Genomic DNA, 18,952 nt, shown 5'->3' with positions numbered 1-18,952 from the left:
CTATCTGTCACTGCCGGAGCCAGCCATGTCCTCCCCTGCCCCTGAAACCCGCCTCCAGCAAAGCTGGCATGACAACGCCCACGCCTGGATCGAAGCCGTGCGCAGTGGCAGTATCGAAAGCCGCCGCCAGGTCACCGATCAAGCGATCCTGCTGGCCATCCTGTCACGCCAGCCACAGCGGGTTCTCGACCTCGGCTGCGGTGAGGGATGGCTGTTGCGCGCCCTCACTGCTCGGGGTATCGAAGCCGTAGGCGTGGATGGCGACTCAACCCTGGTCGAGGCAGCACGCGCAGCCGGCTCAGCACCCGTCCACCACTGCAGCTACGAACAACTCGCCAGCGGCGATGTGGGACTCGGCAAATGCTACGACGCGATTTGCGCCAACTTCGCACTGCTTCATCAGGACATCATCCCGCTGCTGAGCGCGATGACCACCTTACTGGCTCCGGGCGGCGTGGTGGTGATCCAGTCGCTACACCCGTGGAGCGCCGCCAATGGTGATTATCAAGATGGCTGGCGTGAAGAATCCTTCGCTGGGTTCGAGGGTGATTGGAAGCCAATGCCGTGGTACATGCGCACGTTGACAAGCTGGCTCGCGGCGTTGGATATGGCCGGACTAACCCTCCTCCAACTGCAGGAACCGCAGCATCCACAAAGCCCCGTGCCGCAATCGCTACTGCTGGTCGCAGAGCTGAAACACAAGGAATAACGCTGAAACCCCGTAAACACAAAAGGATATAAAAATAACAAAACAATCTAACCAAATGGAATAAAAAAATTGAAAGCCCTGAGCCGCCTCCCTTACGCTGGAGCCCACATTCCAGCCTTCGCTCAGGAGCACCCGCCTTGTCCAACCGTGCCTTTTCTCCTCTTCGCCGCCTATTGGTCGGCGGCCTGCTGGCCAGTGTCGTCAGCTCCATACTGCCTTGGTCACAAGCCATAGCCGACGATGCCAAGACCTTGCGCATCGGCTACCAGAAATTCAACAGCGTAAACATCCTTAAGGGCACGGGCGCCTTGGAAAAGGCGCTCGCTGCACAGGGCGTGAAAGTCAGCTGGCACGAATTCGCCGCCGGCCCGCAACTGCTAGAAGCGCTGAGCACCGGTGCGATCGACCTGGGTCACGCCGCTGATGCACCGTCGGTGTTCGCCCAGGCCGCTGGCAAGCCTGTGGTCTATCTGGCGGCTGAACAGCCCTACCCGCGCGGGATTGGCCTGGTGGTACGCGAACAGGATCACATCACCAGCGTGCAGGAGCTCAAGGGCAAGCGAGTTGCCACTGGCCGCGGCTGGAATGCCCAATACCTGCTGGCCGTGGCGTTGCAGCAAGCTGGCTTGAGCTATCAGGACATTACCCCGGCATACGTCAACAACGCCGCCGATGCCGTCGCCGCCCTACAGTCGGGTAGCGTGCAGGCTTCGACGCTGTGGGACCCGTTCCTGGCAGCAGCCGAGCAGCAACCGGGCTTGAAAAACCTGCGCGACGGTAGCGGCCTGACCAACAACCGGACCTTCTATCTCTCCACCGCGAGCTTTGCCGACCAGCACCGCGAATGGCTGAAGACCTTCTTCAGCGAGCTGGCCAAAGTCAGCCAGTGGGCCAATGCCAAGCCTGCGGAAGTTGCCAGCCTGCTGGCACCGCAACTAGGGATCAAGGCTGAGGTGCTGGAAGTAGCCAGCGAGCGACGCAATTACAACGCCGTGCCGATTACCCCGGCAATCGTTGCCGAACAGCAAAAACTGGCCGACACCTTCCAGGGCCTGGGTCTGATCCCACACAAGTTGACCGTGGCTGACGCGGTGTACCCGACCGCCGTCCTGCCCTGACGCCAAGGAACGCTTCGCATGCCCCGCCCGATTCGCTTCAACGCCTTCAGCATGAACGCCGCCAGTCATCAGTCCCCCGGGCTATGGCGCCATCCGCGCAATACCAGCGTGGCGTTCAACCGGCTAGATTACTGGACTGACCTCGCTCGTCTGCTTGAACGTGGCCTGTTCGACGCGCTGTTCATTGCCGATGTCATGGGCATCTACGACGTCTACCAAGGCGGGCCCGAAGCGGCCCTGCGTGGGGGCGTGCAGGTCCCGGTCAACGATCCCCTGCTGCTGGTCCCGGCCATGGCCGGGGTTACCGAGCATCTGGGCTTCGGCGTGACCTTCTCGCTGACCTACGAGCACCCGTACCCGTTCGCCCGCCGCATGTCGACCCTGGACCACTTGAGTAATGGCCGGGTCGGCTGGAATATCGTCACCGGCTACCTGGACAGCGCTGCACGCAATCTTGGCCTGGCTCGGCAGTTGGGCCATGACCAGCGCTACGACCTGGCCGATGAATACCTGCAGGTGCTGTACAAGCTCTGGGAAAAAAGCTGGGATGACGATGCCGTATTGCTGGATCGCGAATCGGGCCGCTACATTGAACCCTCGCGGGTCCATCCGATTGGCCATCACGGCGAGCATTTCCAGGTCCCCGGGATGCACCTGTGCCAACCTTCGCCGCAGCGCACGCCTGTGCTGTTCCAGGCCGGCGCCTCCGCGCGCGGTCAGGCCTTCGCTGCGGAGCACGCCGAGTGCGTATTCATCAGCGGACCGACGCCGACGGTGCTGCGCCGCTATGCCGACGGCGTGCGCCAGGCCAGCGCCGCGGCGGGACGCGACCCTGACGAGGTGCTGATTTACGCGCAGGCGCTGTTGATCGTCGCGGACAGCCGTGAGCAGGCGCATGCGCGCTTTGCCGAATACCGCAGTTATGTGGATCTTGACGCCGCGCTGGCGCTGCTGTCCGGCTGGACCGGCATCGACTTCGCCGGCCTCGATCCGGATGCGCTAATTGAATATGTCGAGAATGATGCTGGCCGCGCAGCCCTGGCCGCCTTTACCGCGGCCGACCCAAGCCGGCAGTGGACGGTGCGCGAAGCCGCCGAATTCATCGGCCTTGGCGGCCGCGGCCCAGTCTTGATCGGCTCCGCCAGCGAGGTTGCCGACCAACTGGAGCGCTGGCTCGACCAGACCGGTGTCGATGGTTTCAACCTCACTTACGCCGTACAACCGGATGATTTGAGCAATGTCGTCGAGCTGCTGATTCCAGAGCTACAACGGCGCGGCCGCTACCCTGAGGCCTACGCGGAAGGCACCCTGCGCCACAAGCTGTTCGGTCAAGGTGATCGCTTGCCCGAGAACCACGCGGGGCGCAAGGTGAGCATTCAGTAATCGAATAGCGGGTATTTCAACATTTAATTTGTGGATGGCTGTGCACGGACCCTATCCTGTCCGTGCATCCCCTGCGGCGCACCGGCCGGTGCGGTTTCCGGCACGGGGAGAGAACAACAAGTCGAGACTGTCCATGTCGAATCATTCCTACTTCGCCCCTCACGGTGGGCACCCCGCTCAAACCGAGCTGCTGACTGACCGTGCCATGTTCACCGAAGCCTATGCCGTTATCCCCAAAGGCGTGATGCGTGACATCGTCACCAGCCACCTGCCGTTCTGGGACAAGATGCGCATGTGGGTTATCGCTCGCCCTCTGAGCGGCTTTGCCGAGACCTTCTCGCAGTACATCGTTGAAGTCGCTCCGGAAGGCGGCAGTGAGCGTCCAGAGCTGGACCCGAACGCCGAAGCGGTATTGTTCGTGGTCGAGGGTGAAATCGACATCACCCTGCAGGGCAAGCATCACACCCTGGCGCCTGGCGGCTATGCGTTCATTCCACCAGGCGCCGAGTGGAGCCTGCGTAACCACAGCAAGGCCAACGTCACTTTCCATTGGCTGCGCAAGCATTACCAGCGCGTCGAAGGCCTGGATATTCCAGAAGCGTTCGTCACCCACCGCGACAATGCGACCAAGATCGAGATGCCGGGCACCAACGGTGGCTGGGTCACAACGCGCTTTGTCGACATGGCCGATATGCGCCATGACATGCACGTCAACATCGTCACCTTCCAGCCCGGCGGCGTGATTCCGTTCGCCGAGACGCATGTGATGGAGCACGGTCTTTACGTGTTGGAAGGCAAAGCCGTGTATCGCCTGAATCAGGATTGGGTTGAAGTTGAAGCTGGCGATTTCATGTGGCTGCGCGCGTTCTGCCCGCAAGCTTGCTATGCCGGCGGCCCGGGTCCGTTCAGCTACCTGCTGTACAAGGATGTCAACCGTCATGTGCACCTGACACTCAATCCGCAGCGCTGAGTCAGCACAACGGGGCCGCTTAGCTGCGGCCCTTTGCCGCGATCGGCGCCGCAGCACACATCGACGACTCGCTGTCAGGCGATCCGCTTGGCTGCAACCGGCTGCTGTGCCTGACGTTGCTGAGCGCGCAGCTCTGCAACCAAACCCACCAGATCGCGGCAACTGTTAAGGCTGTCGATCGGCACATCAGTCAGGGTTACGCAGTGCTTCAAGCTTTGGCCCTCGCCCAGCCGGATGGTCAGGCTGGCACCATCAGGGCAACTGACCTCGCACCGATCAGGCAGGCAGGCCTGTTCGATGATTTGCCGCATTTCCAACATTGAAACACCTATCAACGACATGGTACGACCCTCTTCATGGGATGGCCTGTTGTCTTTGAGTGCACCGTAAAGGGCGAGGCGTCAGCTGAGGTTGCTCAATTACAAGCGGCGGTCCATTCGCCAGAACACCCACTGCCCAGCCACCCACTAGCACCTTAGTGGAAGATCGCCGAGCCATGACGACCGTTCGATCTGCCATCGCCCTCGCGCGACGGGCGGTCCGCCTATGCCTGCCGCTCAGTGGGCGGGGCCATGCCTACCACCCATACGTCCAAATCGACCCGCTTGAAAGTCATCCAACGCCTCGGCAATCTGCGCCTGGCTATTCATCACAAAAGGCCCGTAGCCAACGATTGGCTCGTCGATCGGTTCACCGCTGAGCAGCAGCAGGACGGCACCCGCCTGCGCCTCGAGGTGGACCCCCGCGCCGGCTCGGTCAAGCAGCACCAAACTGGCCGGGCCGGCTACGCGGTTACCATTGACCGTTACGCTGCCGCGCAGCACGACTATGGCGGCGTTGCGCCCAGTGGCGACCGGCAGTTGCAGCGTTGCGCCGGCGTTGAGGCGGACATCCCAGACATCCATCGCGGTGAATGTGCGCGCCGGGCCCGCGGCGCCCTCGAACTCGCCGGCAATGACTCGCAGGCTGCCGCACTGGTCTGCCAGCGGCACAACCGGAATATTCGCTGCCAGCAGTGTCTGGTAACCCGCCGGGGCACGCTTGTCCCGCGCCGGCAGATTGACCCACAGCTGCACCATCTCCAGTGCTCCGCCGCTGCGGGCAAACGCTGGCGAATGGAATTCTTCATGGATGATGCCATCGGCAGCGGTCATCCACTGCACATCCCCCGGCCCGATCAAACCGCCGGCGCCCGTGGAGTCGCGATGCTCGACTTCGCCCTGGTAGACGATGGTCACGGTCTCAAAGCCGCGGTGCGGGTGTTCGCCAACGCCGCGCCGAGCGGTGGTGGGCGCAAAATCGTGCGGGCCGGCGTAGTCCAGCAGCAGAAACGGACTGATATGCCGAGCCAGTTGGTCATAAGTAAACAGGCTGCGCACCGGAAAACCATCGCCCACCCAGTGCCCGGCAGGGGCTTGATGAACGCCCAGAATGTCTTTCATGAGAGGTCTCCTTTTTGACTGGGTACAAGCTTACCTGCGGTGATAATCGAGCAGTAGACGGTGTAAACAGCACTGATTGTCTCGCTGACAGGACAATCTGCGTGCCTGTCAGATGGCATGGACCATCAGAAGCTCTGTCAGCACCTGCGCCAACGAGCGCACCATCTGCTCGGCAGTTGGCCTGTGCACTATGACAATCTCGTAGCTGTCGACCTCCGGCAAACCGTGCTCGCTACCCAGTACGCGGTGTTCAGCCGTCGCAGCACGCGGCGGCAGCAGGCTCACACCCATACCATCGGCAACCGCCGCTTGAATCCCGCTCAGGCTGGAGCTGGTGAAGCTGATGCGCCAGCGCCGGCCCATGCCTTCGATGGCGTTGATCATGTCATCGCGGTACAGCCCACGCGGGGGGAAGGTCACAAGAGGAATTGGATCGAGTTCGAACGCCGGCAGCCGCGCACTATCGATCCACTGCAGGCGCTCGGGCCAGCAGGCCACCCCTTCGCGGCTGTTGCGCCGCTGTTTGAGCAGCACCAGGTCCAGCTCACCATTGTCGTAGGCTTGGCTAAGGTCGCGACAAAGCCCGCTGGTCACCTCGAGTTTGACCTGCGGATGGCGCCGGCTGAAGTCAGACAGCGCATTGGTCGTGCGCCCGCCGACGAAATCCTCCGGCACCCCAAGCCGCACCGTAGTGCCGACCATCGCGCCGGCCAGGGCTTCGAGCATCTGATCGTTGAGCGCCAGCATGTGCCTGGCATAGCCAAGCAAGGTCTGCCCGGCATCGGTAGGCAACACATCACGATTGCCCCGCACCAGCAGGCGATGGCCGACCATTTCTTCCAGCCGCCTGACTTTTTGACTGATGGTCGATTGAGTCGAGTGCAAGCGGGCTGCGGCAGTTGTGAAGCTGCCGCAATCGGCCACCACAACGATCGCCCGCAACAAGTCGAGATCGAACAACGCCCTATTCGATTTAACGCTGATAGACATCAGAGGATTCAATTTATAAATGATCAGTCTGACTTTTAGCATGCCTGCCAGCGCTGAACCACCCACGTGCTCCGCCAAGGGCGGATAAGCCCAGGATGCCTTGACGTAAACGTAAAGCTCCCAGTAGCTTAGTGCGATAAATCTTCCGAGCCCAAGCATGAGCACCCAGACCTACAGCATCTCCGACCTGTCCCGTGAGTTGGACATCACTACTCGGGCCATCCGCTTCTATGAAGAGCAAGGCCTGATCAGCCCTGAGCGGCGCGGGCTGGAGCGCATCTACAGTGCCCGCGACAAAGTCACGCTCAAGCTGATTCTGCGCGGCAAGCGCATCGGCTTTTCCCTGGCCGAGTGCCGCGAGCTGATCGAGCTCTATGACCCGAGCGGCGGCAACTTCAAGCAGCTCAACAGCATGCTGGTGAAAATTGCCGAGCGGCGCGCTCAGCTGGAGCAGCAGATGCTCGATATTGAGCAGATGCACCTTGAACTGGATACCGCTCAGGAGCGTTGCGAGCAAGCGCTTGCCGCCACGCCCAAACCTTCCGACAGCACGTGCTGAATCGCCACAGGAACCCTGCCATGTCATTGCCAACACACGTTCGCCTGGTTGAAGTCGGCCCGCGCGACGGCCTGCAGAACGAAGCCCAGCCGATCAGCGTCGCCGACAAGGTGCGCCTGGTCGATGACCTGAGCGAGGCCGGTTTGTCCTACATCGAGGTGGGCAGTTTCGTCTCGCCCAAGTGGGTCCCACAGATGGCCGGCTCGGCCGAAGTATTCAGCGCGATCAAGCAGCTTCCTGCGGTCACCTACGCAGCGCTGGCGCCGAACCTGCGTGGTTTTGAAGACGCGGTTGCTGCGGGTGTCAAAGAGGTAGCTGTATTCGCCGCTGCTACCGAGGCGTTCTCACAGCGCAATATCAACTGCTCGATCAGTGACAGCCTGCAGCGCTTCGAACCGATCATGGAAGCAGCGCGCAGCCATGGTGTGCGGGTGCGCGGGTACGTGTCGTGTGTGCTTGGTTGTCCTTATGAAGGCAGGGTCAGCGCCGAGCAGGTTGCTCCGGTCGCCAAGGCGCTACATGACATGGGCTGCTATGAGGTATCGCTGGGCGACACCCTCGGTACCGGCACTGCCGGTGACACACGCAGATTATTTGAAGTGGTCTCGGCGCAGGTGCCGCGTGCACAACTGGCCGGGCACTTCCATGACACCTATGGCCAGGCCCTGACCAACGTCTACGCGAGCCTGCTGGAAGGTATCCAGGTGTTTGACAGCTCGGTCGCCGGGCTTGGCGGCTGCCCTTATGCCAAGGGCGCTACCGGCAACATCGCCACTGAAGATGTGCTGTACCTGCTGCAGGGGTTGGGGATCGAAACCGGCATAGACCTCGACCGGCTGATCGCCGTCGGCCAGCGCATCAGCCAGGTGCTGGGGCGACCGACAGGCTCGCGTGTCGCGCGGGCCCGTAGCGCACAATGAGTCACGCTAATGTCATCAATGTGTGGGCCTGGTGTTACCGCCCCCACGTTGCGCAGCGGAAATTCGGGTAACAGGGAAACAATTCGACAGAATTTCCCGCAGTGAAAAGATGCAGAAAATAGCCAAGCCCTTGATTTTAAATGGATTTAAAAAGTTGGCACGCCACCTGCTATATCTCTGGCATAACAAGAACAAAAACGTGACACCCAATAAAAACAACAGGTAACGGCTCTGACATAACAAGAACAACACGGCAGAGGCGTAGCAAGCAGATTTTTTTGGAGTAGAACTGGTTTCCTGGGGGTTAACCCCGCGGCCTGACACAGAACAACAAAACTACCTCCAGGTAGCCACAGTCACGGTCGGATCAACATGATGAAAGCAGGTCAGCGCTCAAAAAAATACGTTTGCTCTTGACCCCGCATGGGGGTTGCTCGCAGCACCGAGGCAGGCTTACAAAAACAACAAAAGGCCCGTCTTCAATAATAACAACAGAGCAGGCAGCAACGATTTGAGGGGAGCTTCGGCTCCCCTCAGTGCTATCAGCCCTCTTCTTCCCGCTGCTTCTGATCGTTGCCTCCTTCGACCTTGTCTACCAGCTTGGGCATGGTGTTCAGCACCAGCAGCGCCAGGATCGTACTGATCAGCGCAGTCGCCTCCCGCCCCATCCCGGCAGCCGTCCCAATGGCTGCGGTCATCCATAAGCCCGCCGCAGTAGTCAGCCCCTTGACGTGGCTGGGATCCTTGCCATTGCCTTTGAGAATGGTACCCGCACCCAAAAAGCCGATACCTGCAACGATGCCCTGAATTACCCGGCTCAGCGCCTGAGCATCTGCGCCGGCCATACTCGGCGCCAGCACGAACAGTGCTGCACCCACGGAGACCAGCATGTGCGTACGCACGCCAGCAGACTTGCCGCGGTGTTCACGCTCAAAGCCCAGCACGGCGCCCAACACCGCGGCCATCAGCAAACGCACCAGAATGCGTGTGACCTCCTCGACGTTGGTCACATCGGCAAACTCGGTCTGGATAGTAACCAGAATCCTCTCCCAGCCGCTTTCCATCAACACCCTCCTCTGCCCGTATTGACGGTTGACCCCTCAGCCCACGCCGAAGTGCCGTTCGATCAGCCAATGCAGCAACCCGGGCAACCGTGCGGTCACTAATAGCAACCACCCAGAGGACGCTGACATGCCTATAGAAGTTGACCAGAACAGCCGCCACTGCACGCTCATCAGCGACAAGCTGCGGATCGAGGGCACTGGCCCGGAAGTCGAGATCGTCACTGACGAGCAGCTGCGCATGTCCGTCGCTGTGCTTGCCGGGGAGCGCATACCGATCACCGAAGCGGAGGCTGACGCGCTCACTGTTATCGGTGCGGTAGATAGCCGCAGGCATCTGAAAGCAAGTGAGCCTGGCTCGGTAATCTAAGGGTTTGGGTGCGGCCCACGAGATAACTGATACGGTTTTTATCGCCTTAGCTGAGTCTGTGCTGCAAACAGTCACCGGCCCATAGTGCCCGGGTCTGTTGAAGCCTGATGAGCCGCGCGATATGAGCGATAAAATTCCGTACCACGTGATTGAGGTAACACCCCCAGCAGCCCAAAGAGGCAGCGGTTACAGCGGCGGCGCCGTTCACACGCGCAGCTTCAGCGGCATCTACCGCAATCTTCGGATCGGTTTTGCCGGTGCCTTGTTTGCCTTGTTCTTTGGTACGGCCTGGCTGGACTGGGATGGCCGCCAGGCAGTGCTGTGGGATCTTGCTGACAGCAAGTTTCACGTATTCGGTACCACCTTCTGGCCGCAAGACTTTATCCTGCTGTCGGCGCTGCTGATCATCAGCGCCTTTGGCCTGTTTGCCATCACCGTCTTCGCAGGCCGAGTCTGGTGCGGTTACAGCTGCCCGCAGAGCACCTGGACCTGGTTGTACATGTGGTGCGAAAAAATCAGCGAAGGCGATCGCAATCAGCGCATCAAGCTGGCGGCGGCGCCATGGAGCGTAAACAAAATTGCCCGGCGGAGCTTGAAACACGCGCTGTGGCTGGCCATTGCCGTCTTTACCGGGCTGACTTTTGTCGGCTACTTCACGCCTATCCGCCCCCTGGCGCAGGAGCTGCTGAGTTTGCAGCTGACGGGTGTTGCCCTGTTCTGGGTGCTGTTTTTCACCGGCGCCACGTACCTCAATGCCGGTTTTCTGCGCGAAGCCGTGTGTATGCACATGTGTCCCTACGCGCGCTTTCAGGGTGTGATGTTCGACAAGGACACCCTGGCCGTCGCCTATGACCCGCGTCGCGGCGAAGCGCGAGGCCCACGCAAGAAAGGCAGCGACCCGCGCGCGCAGCAGCTGGGCGACTGCATCGACTGCACGTTGTGCGTGCAGGTCTGCCCGACCGGTATCGATATCCGCCAAGGCCTGCAGATGGCCTGCATCGGCTGCGCCGCTTGCATCGATGCCTGCGACGGGGTGATGGACAAGATGGGCTACCCGCGCGGGCTGATCGGCTACAAGTCCGAGCACACCTTGCAAGGCGGCTCCACCCACTGGCTGCGCCCACGCCTGCTCGGCTATGTAACCGCGCTGGTGGTCATGATCGGCGCCCTGGTGCTCGCCCTGCAGGAGCGGTCGATGGTGTCGCTGGATGTGATCAAGGACCGCGGCTTGTTCCGCGAAAACGCCTTGGGCCAGATCGAGAACATCTACTTGCTCAAGGTCATCAACAAGACCCAGCAGCCACAGCGCTACCAGCTGCGCCTGGTGGATGCGGACGGCTTCGAGCTGCACGGCAGCACCGAATTCACCTTGCGCGCCGGCGAAATGGGCGAGCTGCCGGTATCGGTCGCGATGCTTGCAGAGCGGCCTAGCAGCAGCGCCCAGGACCTGACCTTCGAGATCCAGGACAGCGACGAGCCAAGCATTCGCAGCAGCGCGCGCAGCCGCTTCGTCGCGCCCTTGAACCGCTGATCCCTTACACTGAGCCATCACCATGCCTGCCGACCGCCCATGAAACGCTACGAACGCTTTGCCGATGACATTGCTGAACTGATCCGCTCCGGGGTACTCGGCCCTGGCCAGCGGGTGCCCTCTGTGCGCTACGCCAGCCAGACCCACGGGGTCAGCCCGTCGACAGTGTTTCAGGCCTACTACCTGCTCGAGCGGCGAGGTTTGATCCGTGCCAGACCGCGCTCAGGCTATTTCGTCAATGCGCATGCGCCGCAGCAGATGAGTGAGCCGCAGATCATGGCGCCAGTCAGCGAGTCAACCGAGGTTGACGTCAGCGGGCTGGTATTTTCCATCCTCGACTCGATCAAAGATCCCAATACGGTTGCGTTTGGCTCGGCATTCCCCAGCCCTGCGTTGTTCCCACTGCAACGCCTGTCGCGCTCATTGGCCAGCGCCAGCCGCGCGATGGACCCGCGCATGGCGGTCACCGACCTGTCGCCCGGCAACCCGCAACTGCGCCGGCAAATCGCCCTGCGCTACATGGTCGCCGGGCTGATGTTGCCGATGGAAGAGCTGTTGATCACCAATGGCGCGCTCGAGGCATTGAACCTGTGCTTGCAGGCAGTCACCGAGCCAGGCGACCTGGTGGCCATCGAAGCGCCGGCATTTTATGCGTGCTTGCAGGTACTGGAGCGGCTCAAGCTCAAGGCTGTGGAAATCCCCGTGCACCCGCGTGAAGGGATGGACCTTGGGGTGCTTGCACAGACCCTGGACAAGCACCCGGTCAAGGCGGTGTGGTGCATGACCAATTTTCAGAACCCGGTCGGTGCGAGCATGCCTGAGCACAAGAAGCAGGAACTGGTAGAACTGCTGCGGCACCATCAGGTCCCGCTCATCGAAGACGACGTATATGCTGAGTTGTACTACTCGCAGCAAGCGCCCAAACCGGCCAAAGCCTTCGACACCGATGGCCTGGTAATGCACTGCGGCTCGTTCAGCAAAAGCCTGGCGCCGGGGTATCGCATTGGTTGGGTCGCGGCCGGGCGCTTTGCGCAGAAGGTAGAGAGGCTCAAATTGATGACCTCGTTGTGCGCATCCATGCCTGCGCAGGCGGCCATCGCCGATTACCTGCAGCACGGCGGCTATGACCGTCACCTGCGCAAGCTTCGTTATGCGCTGGAGGGTCAGCAGGCGAGCATGCTGGCAGCGATTGCGCGCTACTTCCCGGCGCAGACGCGGGTCAGTCAGCCCTCTGGTGGATATTTCCTGTGGCTTGAGCTGCCAGAACAAATGGATGCGCTGAAGCTGTTTCACATGGCTGCCGCACAAGGCATCAGTATTGCCCCTGGGCCGATCTTTTCGCCGACCCGGCGCTTCGGCAATTGCATCCGCTTGAACTACGGCAGCCCATGGGATGCGAGCGCCGAGCAAGCCATGGAAACCTTGGGGCGAATTGTGCGCTCGTTCTAGCGGTGACCGACCAGTCAAGCTACAGTTGCGCAGTGAGATATAGCGCAGGATGCAAATATGCACGACCCTCAACTGCGCGCCTTGCGCCAGCAACTGGACGCCTTGCAGCAACGCAACAACGCCCTTGAAGCACAACTCGCGCAGCGCCAGTGAAGCGAGCAAAGTCTTTATCGCTTTGTCTTCGACACCATGGACATGGGCTGTTGCATCATCGAATTCTTCGACGGCCCGGCAGGCCCGCTGAGCGACTATCGGCATGTACTGACTAATACAGCTTGCTTCACCCATGCCGGGATCGACCCACTGGGCAGAACTATTCGCCAGTTGCCACCCGTCAGGCGGAATTCTGGGTCGAGTTCTACGGCCAGGTCTTGCCCTCCGGTGAGCCAAAGCAGCTCGAGCAGACGCTGGACGCGACAGGCACCGACAACGGCACAGGCATGAATTCGCAGATACTGCTCAAACCTTTTGACCTTAAGACCTTGGCCCAACGCGTCAGTCAACTGTTGCCGGCGTCAGCACCATCGCAAGCCGGCCCTGAATGACGGGGATTTCGGCTAGCGCCCGCCGCCTAGTTCGATAAAGCTGCCGGTCGAGTAGGACGCCTTATCCGACAGCAGCCAGAGAATCGCCTCGGCGACTTCCTCTGGTTGGCCGCCCCGCCCCATCGGCAACCCTGCCTCAAGTTTGTGCACGCGCTCGGCATCACCGCTGAGCGCATGAAAGCCGGTGTGGATATAACCGGGCCGCACCCCATTGACGCGCACGCCTTCGCCGGCCACCTCTTTGGCCAAGCCAATGGTGAACGTATCCAACGCGCCTTTCGACGCAGCGTAATCAACGTACTCCGCAGGTGAACCAAGGCGCGCCGCCAACGACGACACATTGACGATCGCCCCACCCTGGCCGCCGTGCCGACGGGCCATGCGCAGCAAAGCATGCTTGGCACACAGCATCGGCCCGACCACATTGGTTTTCATCAGGTTGAGCAGGCGGAACTCGGACATGTCTTCCAGGCGGCTCTGCGGGCCGATGGTACCAGCGTTGTTGACCAGTGCCGTTACCGGCCCAAGCTCATGGTCAACGCGCTGGAACAGCTGGATGACCTCGTCCTCGACACTGGCATCGGCACGCACGGCAATCGCTTCGGCACCGCGCTCGCGGACCTCGGCAAGGATGCGCTCGGCTGCCTGATCGTCAGCATGATAATTGATGCAGATACGATAGCCTTGCTCAGCGGCAAGCCGCGCTGAAGCAGCGCCGATGCCACGGCTGGCGCCGGTAATCACGATAACCTTGTCCATCGATTGCCCCTGGGCGACTGATGGCACAAGGCTAACGCTTGCTTGCCTGAGTTGACAACTAATGTCCCGCTGAGGCCGGCCCGGCCTTGGCCGTAAACGGCGGCTTGGCAAACCATACCAACAGGATCAGGCCGGCGAATACCCAGGTCATCAGGGTGAAGTAGTCCACCGTCGACATCATGTAGGCCTGGCTGTTGACGATCTGCTCAAGCTGCGCGTAGCTCTGCGGGCTGGCGCCCCCCAGTTGCTCAAGCGTATGCCGAGTGGCCGGATCGTACTGGCTGATGTGCTCGCTCAAATAGGCGTGATGCTGATCGGCCCGGCGAATCCAGATCCAGGTTGTCAGCGATGCCGCAAAGCTGCCGCCCAGGGTCCGCAGGAATGTCGCCAGGCCTGAGCCATCGGCGATCTGCTGCGGTGGCAGGTCAGACAGCAGAATGCTCAAGGTCGGCATGAAGAACAGCGCCACGCCGATGCCCATGAACAGCTGCACCAGGGCAATGTGCTGGAAGTCCACCTCGCTGGTGAAGCCGGCGCGCATGTAACAGCTGGCGCCGATCGCGAGAAATGCCAGGCCGGCCAGCACCCGCAGGTCGAAGCGGTGCGCATACTTGCCCACGAAAGGCGACATGATCACCGGCAGCAAGCCAATCGGCGCCACGGCCAGCCCGGCCCAGGTGGCGGTATAGCCCATCTGCGTCTGCAGCCATTGCGGCAGGATCAAGTTGATGCCGAAAAAGCCTGCGTAGCCGCCAACCAGCACGATGGTGCCGACGCGAAAGTTGCGATGGGCAAACAGCCGCAGGTTCACCACCGGGTGGCGGTCGGTGAGCTCCCAGATGATGAAGATGGCCAGGAACACCACCGAGATCAGGCTGCCCATGATGATGAACGACGACTCGAACCAGTCCAGGTCGTTACCCTTGTCGAGCACTACCTGCAACGCCCCCACCCCAATGATCAAGGTGATCAAACCGATGTAGTCCATCGGTTGCCGGCTGGTCACGACCGGTCGCGTGCGCATCTGCTGGCGCACCACGGCAGCGGCGAACAGGCCAATTGGAACGTTGATGAAGAAAATCCACGGCCAGCTGTAGCTGTCAGTAATCCAGCCGCCCAGGATCGGCCCGGCAATCGGTGCAACAACCGTCACCATCGCCAGCAGCGCCAGCGCCATCCCCCGCTTGGCCGGTGGATACACTGCAATCAGCAAGGTCTGCGTCATCGGGTATAGCGGCCCGGCGACCACCCCTTGCAGCACGCGAAAGCCAACCAGCTCAGGCATCGACTGGGCGATCCCGCACAGAAATGACGCCATCACGAACAACAGCGTCGCCCAGATGAACAGCTTGACCTCACCGAAACGCCGGCTTAGCCAGCCGGTCAGCGGCAAGGCAATCGCGTTGCTCACCGCAAACGAGGTAATCACCCAGGTGCCCTGCTCGTAACTGACACCGAGGTTGCCGGAAATGGTCGGCAAGGCGACGTTGGCGATGGTGGTATCGAGTACCTGCATGAACGTCGCCAGCGACAGACCAATGGTGGTCAGCAGCAGGCTTGGCGGAGTGAACTGCGCAGCGCCGTTGTTGTTCATCGCTGCGCCGTCTTGCCTGCGGCGCTGTTGTCATGGATCAAGCGTGCGATCAGCCGGTCAGCGTCGACCAGTTGGCGCTCATACACCTGGGTGCTGTAGCTGGCTTGTTGCGGAGGCTGTTGCGCCAGGGTCGGGCCGGTCTGATCATGCAGGTCGACTTCAACCACCGTCGACAAGCCGATGCGCAGCGGATGATCGCGCAGTTGCTCGGGGTTAAGGTGCACACGCACTGGCACCCGCTGGACGATCTTGATCCAGTTGCCGGTGGCATTTTGCGCAGGCAGCAAGGCAAACGCGCTGCCGGTACCGGCGCCGAGGCTGTCGATGGTGCCGGTGTACTTGATGTCGCTGCCATACAGATCGGCGCTGATCTCTACCGGCTGGCCGATGCGCATATTGCGCAGCTGGGTTTCCTTGAAGTTGGCGTCGATCCACACCTCATCCAGCGGGATCACGGCCATGGTCGCAGTGCCCGGTTGCAAGCGCTGGCCCAACTGCACGGTGCGTTTGGCAACATAGCCTGTAACGGGTGCAACCAAGGTAGTGCGAGCGTTATCCAGATACGCTTGGCGTACATCGGCAGCGGCAGCCATCACCTCCGGGTGCGAGGCCAACAGCGTGTCGTCGACCAGCGCAGTACTGGTGTTCAGCTGCTGCTGGGCGCTATCCAAGGCACTTTGTGCGGAACTCAGGTCATCCTGGGCATGGGAGATCTCTTCGCGGGAGATCGCCCCGCTGTCGGCCAGGACCTTGCGCCGGTTGTAGTTATCGCGGGCTTTCTTCAATTCCGCAGCGCGGCTTTGCATCTGTGCCTTGAGCGAGTCGACGTTACTGTACAAGCCGCGGACCTGGCGCACGGTACGCGCCAGCTTGGCCTCGGATGACTGCAAGGCAACCTCGCTGTCGGCGGGATCGAATCGCAGCAAGACCTGGCCGGCCTGCACCAGATCGCCATCGTCGGCGCCGATACTGGTAACCGTGCCGGTCACCAGCGGGGTGATTTCCACCACGTTGCCGTTGACGTAGGCGTCATCGGTGCTCTCGTGCCAGCGCCCGACCAGGCTGTACCAGGCCCAGGCAGCAGCGCCACCGAGTACCACCAGCATGAGCACGGCCAGCAGCCAGGTCTTGCGCTTGCGCGAATTTTCGGGAGCCGGGGAAGATTGGGTTGTGTCCGCAGGAGTGGCCATGACAGTACCTTGGGGAATTCGTAACAGGGATCAACGATCGCCGAAGCGGCGGATCGTCAGAGGGTCGCCGGCATTGAGCAGGACCTTGGTCAACAGGCCTTCGAGGGTCTGCAATTCTTCAGGCTGGAGCACGCCGACCAGTTCGTTCATTGCCGCTGCGCCCACTTCGGGCACGCGATCTGCCAGGCGCTGACCGTCGGCGGTCAGGGCCAGGCGCACCTGACGGCGGTCGTCCGGGCAGCGATTGCGCAGGATCAGCCCTTTGTGTTCGAGGCGGTCGAGCATGCGCGTCATCGAGCCGCTGTCCAGGCCCAGATAGCGACACAGCTCGGCCGGGGTGTCGACCTGGTACTGAGTGACGATGATCAGCACCTTGAATTGCGCGGCCGTAACCCCTTCGCCCTCGAGATGCGCATCAAGAATGCGGTCCTTGAGCAGCGCCGCTCGGCCAAGCAGCATGCCGATCGTGCAGGTCTGGAAGTTTTCAGGACTGAAATGCGACATCGGCTTGCACCCCAGCTCAGACAAATGTGTGTGCAAATATTACTGCTTAGGCAGTGAATGTCAAAGCCTTGATTAGGGGGCTATGTAAATTGCCGATGATTGGCGGCAATGCCTTATCTCTGAAGGCCGCAAGGCTCTCCCACAAAAAAGGGGCACAAGGCCCCTTCTTTGCTTTCGATATTCAACTCAGCTCGCTTATCAGGCGATAGCTGCATCCACCAGCACCTGAGCCTCCTTGACCAGGCGCTGCAAGTGCGCCTCGTCGATAAAGCTTTCGGCGTAGATCTTGTAGATGTCTTCGGTGCCCGACGGCCGCGCGGCAAACCAGCCATTGGCCGTCATCACCTTGAGCCCGCCGATCGCCTGAGCGTTACCCGGCGCGTGGCTGAGGATCTGCTCGATTGGCTCGCCCGCCAGTTCAGTCGACGTCACCTGCTCGGGCGCCAGCTTGCTCAGCAGGGCTTTCTGCCGTGGATCGGCCTTGGCCTCGACTCGGGTTGCGTAGGGCTTGCCCAGCTTCGCAGTGAGGTCGGCATAGATCTGGCTCGGGTTACGTCCGGTGCGGGCAGTCATCTCCGCGGCAAGCAAGGCTGGAATAAGCCCGTCCTTGTCCGTGGCCCAGACCGATCCGTCGCGACGCAGGAACGAGGCGCCGGCACTTTCTTCGCCGCCAAAGCCTAGCGAGCCGTCGAACAGGCCCGCAGCAAAGTACTTGAAACCGACTGGCACTTCGTAAAGGGTGCGGCCAAGCGCTGCAGTCACGCGGTCAATCAAACCACTGCTGACCACGGTTTTGCCCACTGCAGCATCGCTGCGCCATTGCGGGCGGTTGCGGAACAGGTAGTCGATGGTCACGGCCAGATAGTTGTTGGGTTGCAACAGGCCATCGGCGGTGACGATGCCGTGGCGGTCGTGATCAGGATCGCAGGCAAAGGCCACATCGAAGCGGTCGCGCAGGCCGATCAGGCCCTGCATGGCGTAAGGCGAGGACGGGTCCATGCGGATCTGCCCGTCCCAGTCGACGCACATGAAGCGGAAGGTCGGGTCGACCTCGGTGTTGACCACTTCCAGGTTCAATTGGTAGTGGTCGGCAATCGCCTGCCAGTAACGTACCCCGGCACCGCCCAGCGGATCGACGCCCAGACGCAGGTTGGCCGAGCGGATTACCTCGAAATCGATCACGTTTTCCAGGTCGGCGACGTAATTGCCCAAGTAGTCGTGACGCTGGGTAGTCGGCGCTTGCAGCGCTTGCGCATAGTCCATGCGCTTTACCCCAGCCAGATCTGCGCCAAGCAGTTCGTTGGCCTTGGCCTCGACCCACTTGGTCACGTCGCTGTCGGCCGGCCCGCCATTGGGCGGGTTGTACTTGAAGCCACCGCTCTGCGGTGGATTGTGCGACGGCGTGATGACAATGCCATCTGCCATGCCGCTCTGGCGGCCGCGGTTGTAGCAAAGGATTGCGTGCGACACCGCAGGCGTTGGCGTGTATTCATCGTCCTTGGACAGCATCACCTGCACGCCGTTGGCGGCCAGCACTTCCAGCGCGCTGGCGGCCGCCGGCGCGGACAGCGCATGGGTATCGGCACCGATGAACAGCGGCCCGTCGATGCCTTGCTGCGCACGGTACAGGCAGATGGCCTGGGTGATCGCCAGCACATGCGCCTCGTTGAAGCTCAACTCCAGCGACGTACCGCGATGCCCCGAGGTGCCGAAGGCCACGCGCTGGGCTGCCACGGACGCATCAGGGCGGCCGGTGTAATAGGCGGTCAACAGGCGGGGAATATCGACCAGCACACTGGCCGGAGCCGGCTTGCCTGCCAAAGGACTGAGCGTCATGCAAAAACCTCGAGTTCAACGA

General features: G+C 61.4%; 18 protein-coding genes. 9 read left to right on the top strand and 9 right to left on the bottom strand.

Annotated elements, in window-relative coordinates; translation table 11 throughout:
• Window positions 1-25: 25 nt before the first annotated feature.
• The 4 genes from M2396_RS04650 to M2396_RS04635 all read left to right on the top strand — a co-directional run bounded on the left by M2396_RS04650 (window position 26) and on the right by M2396_RS04635 (window position 4,180).
• Entirely contained in the window at window positions 26-709 is a 684-nt protein-coding gene (locus tag M2396_RS04650) for a bifunctional 2-polyprenyl-6-hydroxyphenol methylase/3-demethylubiquinol 3-O-methyltransferase UbiG (RefSeq protein WP_259073442.1), read from the top strand.
• Window positions 710-846: 137 nt separating this feature from the next.
• The gene (locus M2396_RS04645; RefSeq protein WP_150569124.1) at window positions 847-1,827 is read left to right on the top strand and encodes an aliphatic sulfonate ABC transporter substrate-binding protein; all 981 of its coding nucleotides are present in this window, start codon (window positions 847-849) and stop codon (window positions 1,825-1,827) included.
• Between the two features lie 18 nt (window positions 1,828-1,845).
• Window positions 1,846-3,210, top strand: a complete 1,365-nt coding sequence (locus M2396_RS04640; RefSeq protein WP_259073439.1) for an LLM class flavin-dependent oxidoreductase — start codon at window positions 1,846-1,848, stop codon at window positions 3,208-3,210.
• Window positions 3,211-3,343: 133 nt separating this feature from the next.
• Entirely contained in the window at window positions 3,344-4,180 is an 837-nt protein-coding gene (locus tag M2396_RS04635; protein ID WP_101319782.1) for a bifunctional allantoicase/(S)-ureidoglycine aminohydrolase, read from the top strand.
• Window positions 4,181-4,254: 74 nt separating this feature from the next.
• Here M2396_RS04635 and M2396_RS04630 read toward each other — a convergent pair whose 3' ends face one another.
• The 3 genes from M2396_RS04630 to M2396_RS04620 form a co-directional block, all read right to left on the bottom strand.
• Complete coding sequence (locus tag M2396_RS04630) at window positions 4,255-4,521, bottom strand: DUF1652 domain-containing protein (protein ID WP_101319784.1); 267 nt, start codon at window positions 4,519-4,521, stop codon at window positions 4,255-4,257.
• Window positions 4,522-4,737: 216 nt separating this feature from the next.
• Entirely contained in the window at window positions 4,738-5,622 is an 885-nt protein-coding gene (locus tag M2396_RS04625) for a pirin family protein (RefSeq protein ID WP_259073435.1), read from the bottom strand.
• 108 nt (window positions 5,623-5,730) lie between these two features.
• Entirely contained in the window at window positions 5,731-6,612 is an 882-nt protein-coding gene (locus M2396_RS04620) for a LysR substrate-binding domain-containing protein (protein WP_150569121.1), read from the bottom strand.
• Between the two features lie 157 nt (window positions 6,613-6,769).
• Between M2396_RS04620 and M2396_RS04615 the strand changes: the two genes are divergently transcribed.
• Together M2396_RS04615 and M2396_RS04610 are read left to right on the top strand one after the other, a co-directional pair.
• Window positions 6,770-7,171 (top strand): MerR family DNA-binding transcriptional regulator, encoded by a 402-nt coding sequence (locus M2396_RS04615; protein WP_101319790.1) that lies wholly within the window; start codon window positions 6,770-6,772, stop codon window positions 7,169-7,171.
• A 20-nt stretch (window positions 7,172-7,191) separates the two neighbouring features.
• Window positions 7,192-8,091 (top strand): hydroxymethylglutaryl-CoA lyase, encoded by a 900-nt coding sequence (locus tag M2396_RS04610; RefSeq protein ID WP_259073432.1) that lies wholly within the window; start codon window positions 7,192-7,194, stop codon window positions 8,089-8,091.
• Window positions 8,092-8,633: 542 nt separating this feature from the next.
• Here the strand turns inward: M2396_RS04610 and M2396_RS04605 are convergent.
• The gene (locus M2396_RS04605; RefSeq protein WP_259073429.1) at window positions 8,634-9,155 is read right to left on the bottom strand and encodes an MgtC/SapB family protein; all 522 of its coding nucleotides are present in this window, start codon (window positions 9,153-9,155) and stop codon (window positions 8,634-8,636) included.
• 127 nt (window positions 9,156-9,282) lie between these two features.
• Between M2396_RS04605 and M2396_RS04600 the strand changes: the two genes are divergently transcribed.
• The 3 genes from M2396_RS04600 (at window position 9,283) to mapR (ending at window position 12,502) form a co-directional block, all read left to right on the top strand.
• Complete coding sequence (locus M2396_RS04600; RefSeq protein ID WP_101319796.1) at window positions 9,283-9,522, top strand: DUF3203 family protein; 240 nt, start codon at window positions 9,283-9,285, stop codon at window positions 9,520-9,522.
• A 121-nt stretch (window positions 9,523-9,643) separates the two neighbouring features.
• Window positions 9,644-11,053: a cytochrome c oxidase accessory protein CcoG gene (gene ccoG, locus M2396_RS04595; protein ID WP_259073427.1), complete on the top strand. Its 1,410-nt coding sequence runs from the start codon at window positions 9,644-9,646 to the stop codon at window positions 11,051-11,053.
• Between the two features lie 39 nt (window positions 11,054-11,092).
• Entirely contained in the window at window positions 11,093-12,502 is a 1,410-nt protein-coding gene (mapR, locus tag M2396_RS04590) for a GntR family transcriptional regulator MpaR (RefSeq protein ID WP_188036084.1), read from the top strand.
• A 557-nt stretch (window positions 12,503-13,059) separates the two neighbouring features.
• On the opposite strand, the gene M2396_RS04585 is transcribed toward mapR, so the two are convergent.
• The 5 genes from M2396_RS04585 to pgm form a co-directional block, all read right to left on the bottom strand.
• The gene (locus M2396_RS04585) at window positions 13,060-13,806 is read right to left on the bottom strand and encodes an SDR family oxidoreductase (RefSeq protein ID WP_101319807.1); all 747 of its coding nucleotides are present in this window, start codon (window positions 13,804-13,806) and stop codon (window positions 13,060-13,062) included.
• Window positions 13,807-13,864: 58 nt separating this feature from the next.
• Window positions 13,865-15,400, bottom strand: a complete 1,536-nt coding sequence (locus M2396_RS04580) for a DHA2 family efflux MFS transporter permease subunit (RefSeq protein WP_150572569.1) — start codon at window positions 15,398-15,400, stop codon at window positions 13,865-13,867.
• Window positions 15,397-16,590, bottom strand: a complete 1,194-nt coding sequence (locus M2396_RS04575) for an HlyD family efflux transporter periplasmic adaptor subunit (RefSeq protein ID WP_259073422.1) — start codon at window positions 16,588-16,590, stop codon at window positions 15,397-15,399. The genes M2396_RS04580 and M2396_RS04575 overlap by 4 nt, the downstream gene beginning before the upstream one ends.
• Window positions 16,591-16,620: 30 nt before the next feature.
• The gene (locus M2396_RS04570) at window positions 16,621-17,094 is read right to left on the bottom strand and encodes a MarR family winged helix-turn-helix transcriptional regulator (protein ID WP_259073420.1); all 474 of its coding nucleotides are present in this window, start codon (window positions 17,092-17,094) and stop codon (window positions 16,621-16,623) included.
• Between the two features lie 198 nt (window positions 17,095-17,292).
• A complete protein-coding gene (gene pgm / locus M2396_RS04565) occupies window positions 17,293-18,930 on the bottom strand; it encodes a phosphoglucomutase (alpha-D-glucose-1,6-bisphosphate-dependent) (protein ID WP_259073419.1) in 1,638 nt (545 codons plus the stop codon).
• Window positions 18,931-18,952 lie beyond the last annotated feature (22 nt).

Source organism: Pseudomonas sp. BIGb0278, from assembly GCF_024809895.1.
Classification (GTDB): Bacteria; Pseudomonadota; Gammaproteobacteria; order Pseudomonadales; family Pseudomonadaceae; genus Aquipseudomonas; species Aquipseudomonas shirazensis.
The sequence above is the reverse complement of the archived record's forward strand: the minus strand, read 5'-3'. Positions and strand labels throughout refer to the sequence as shown.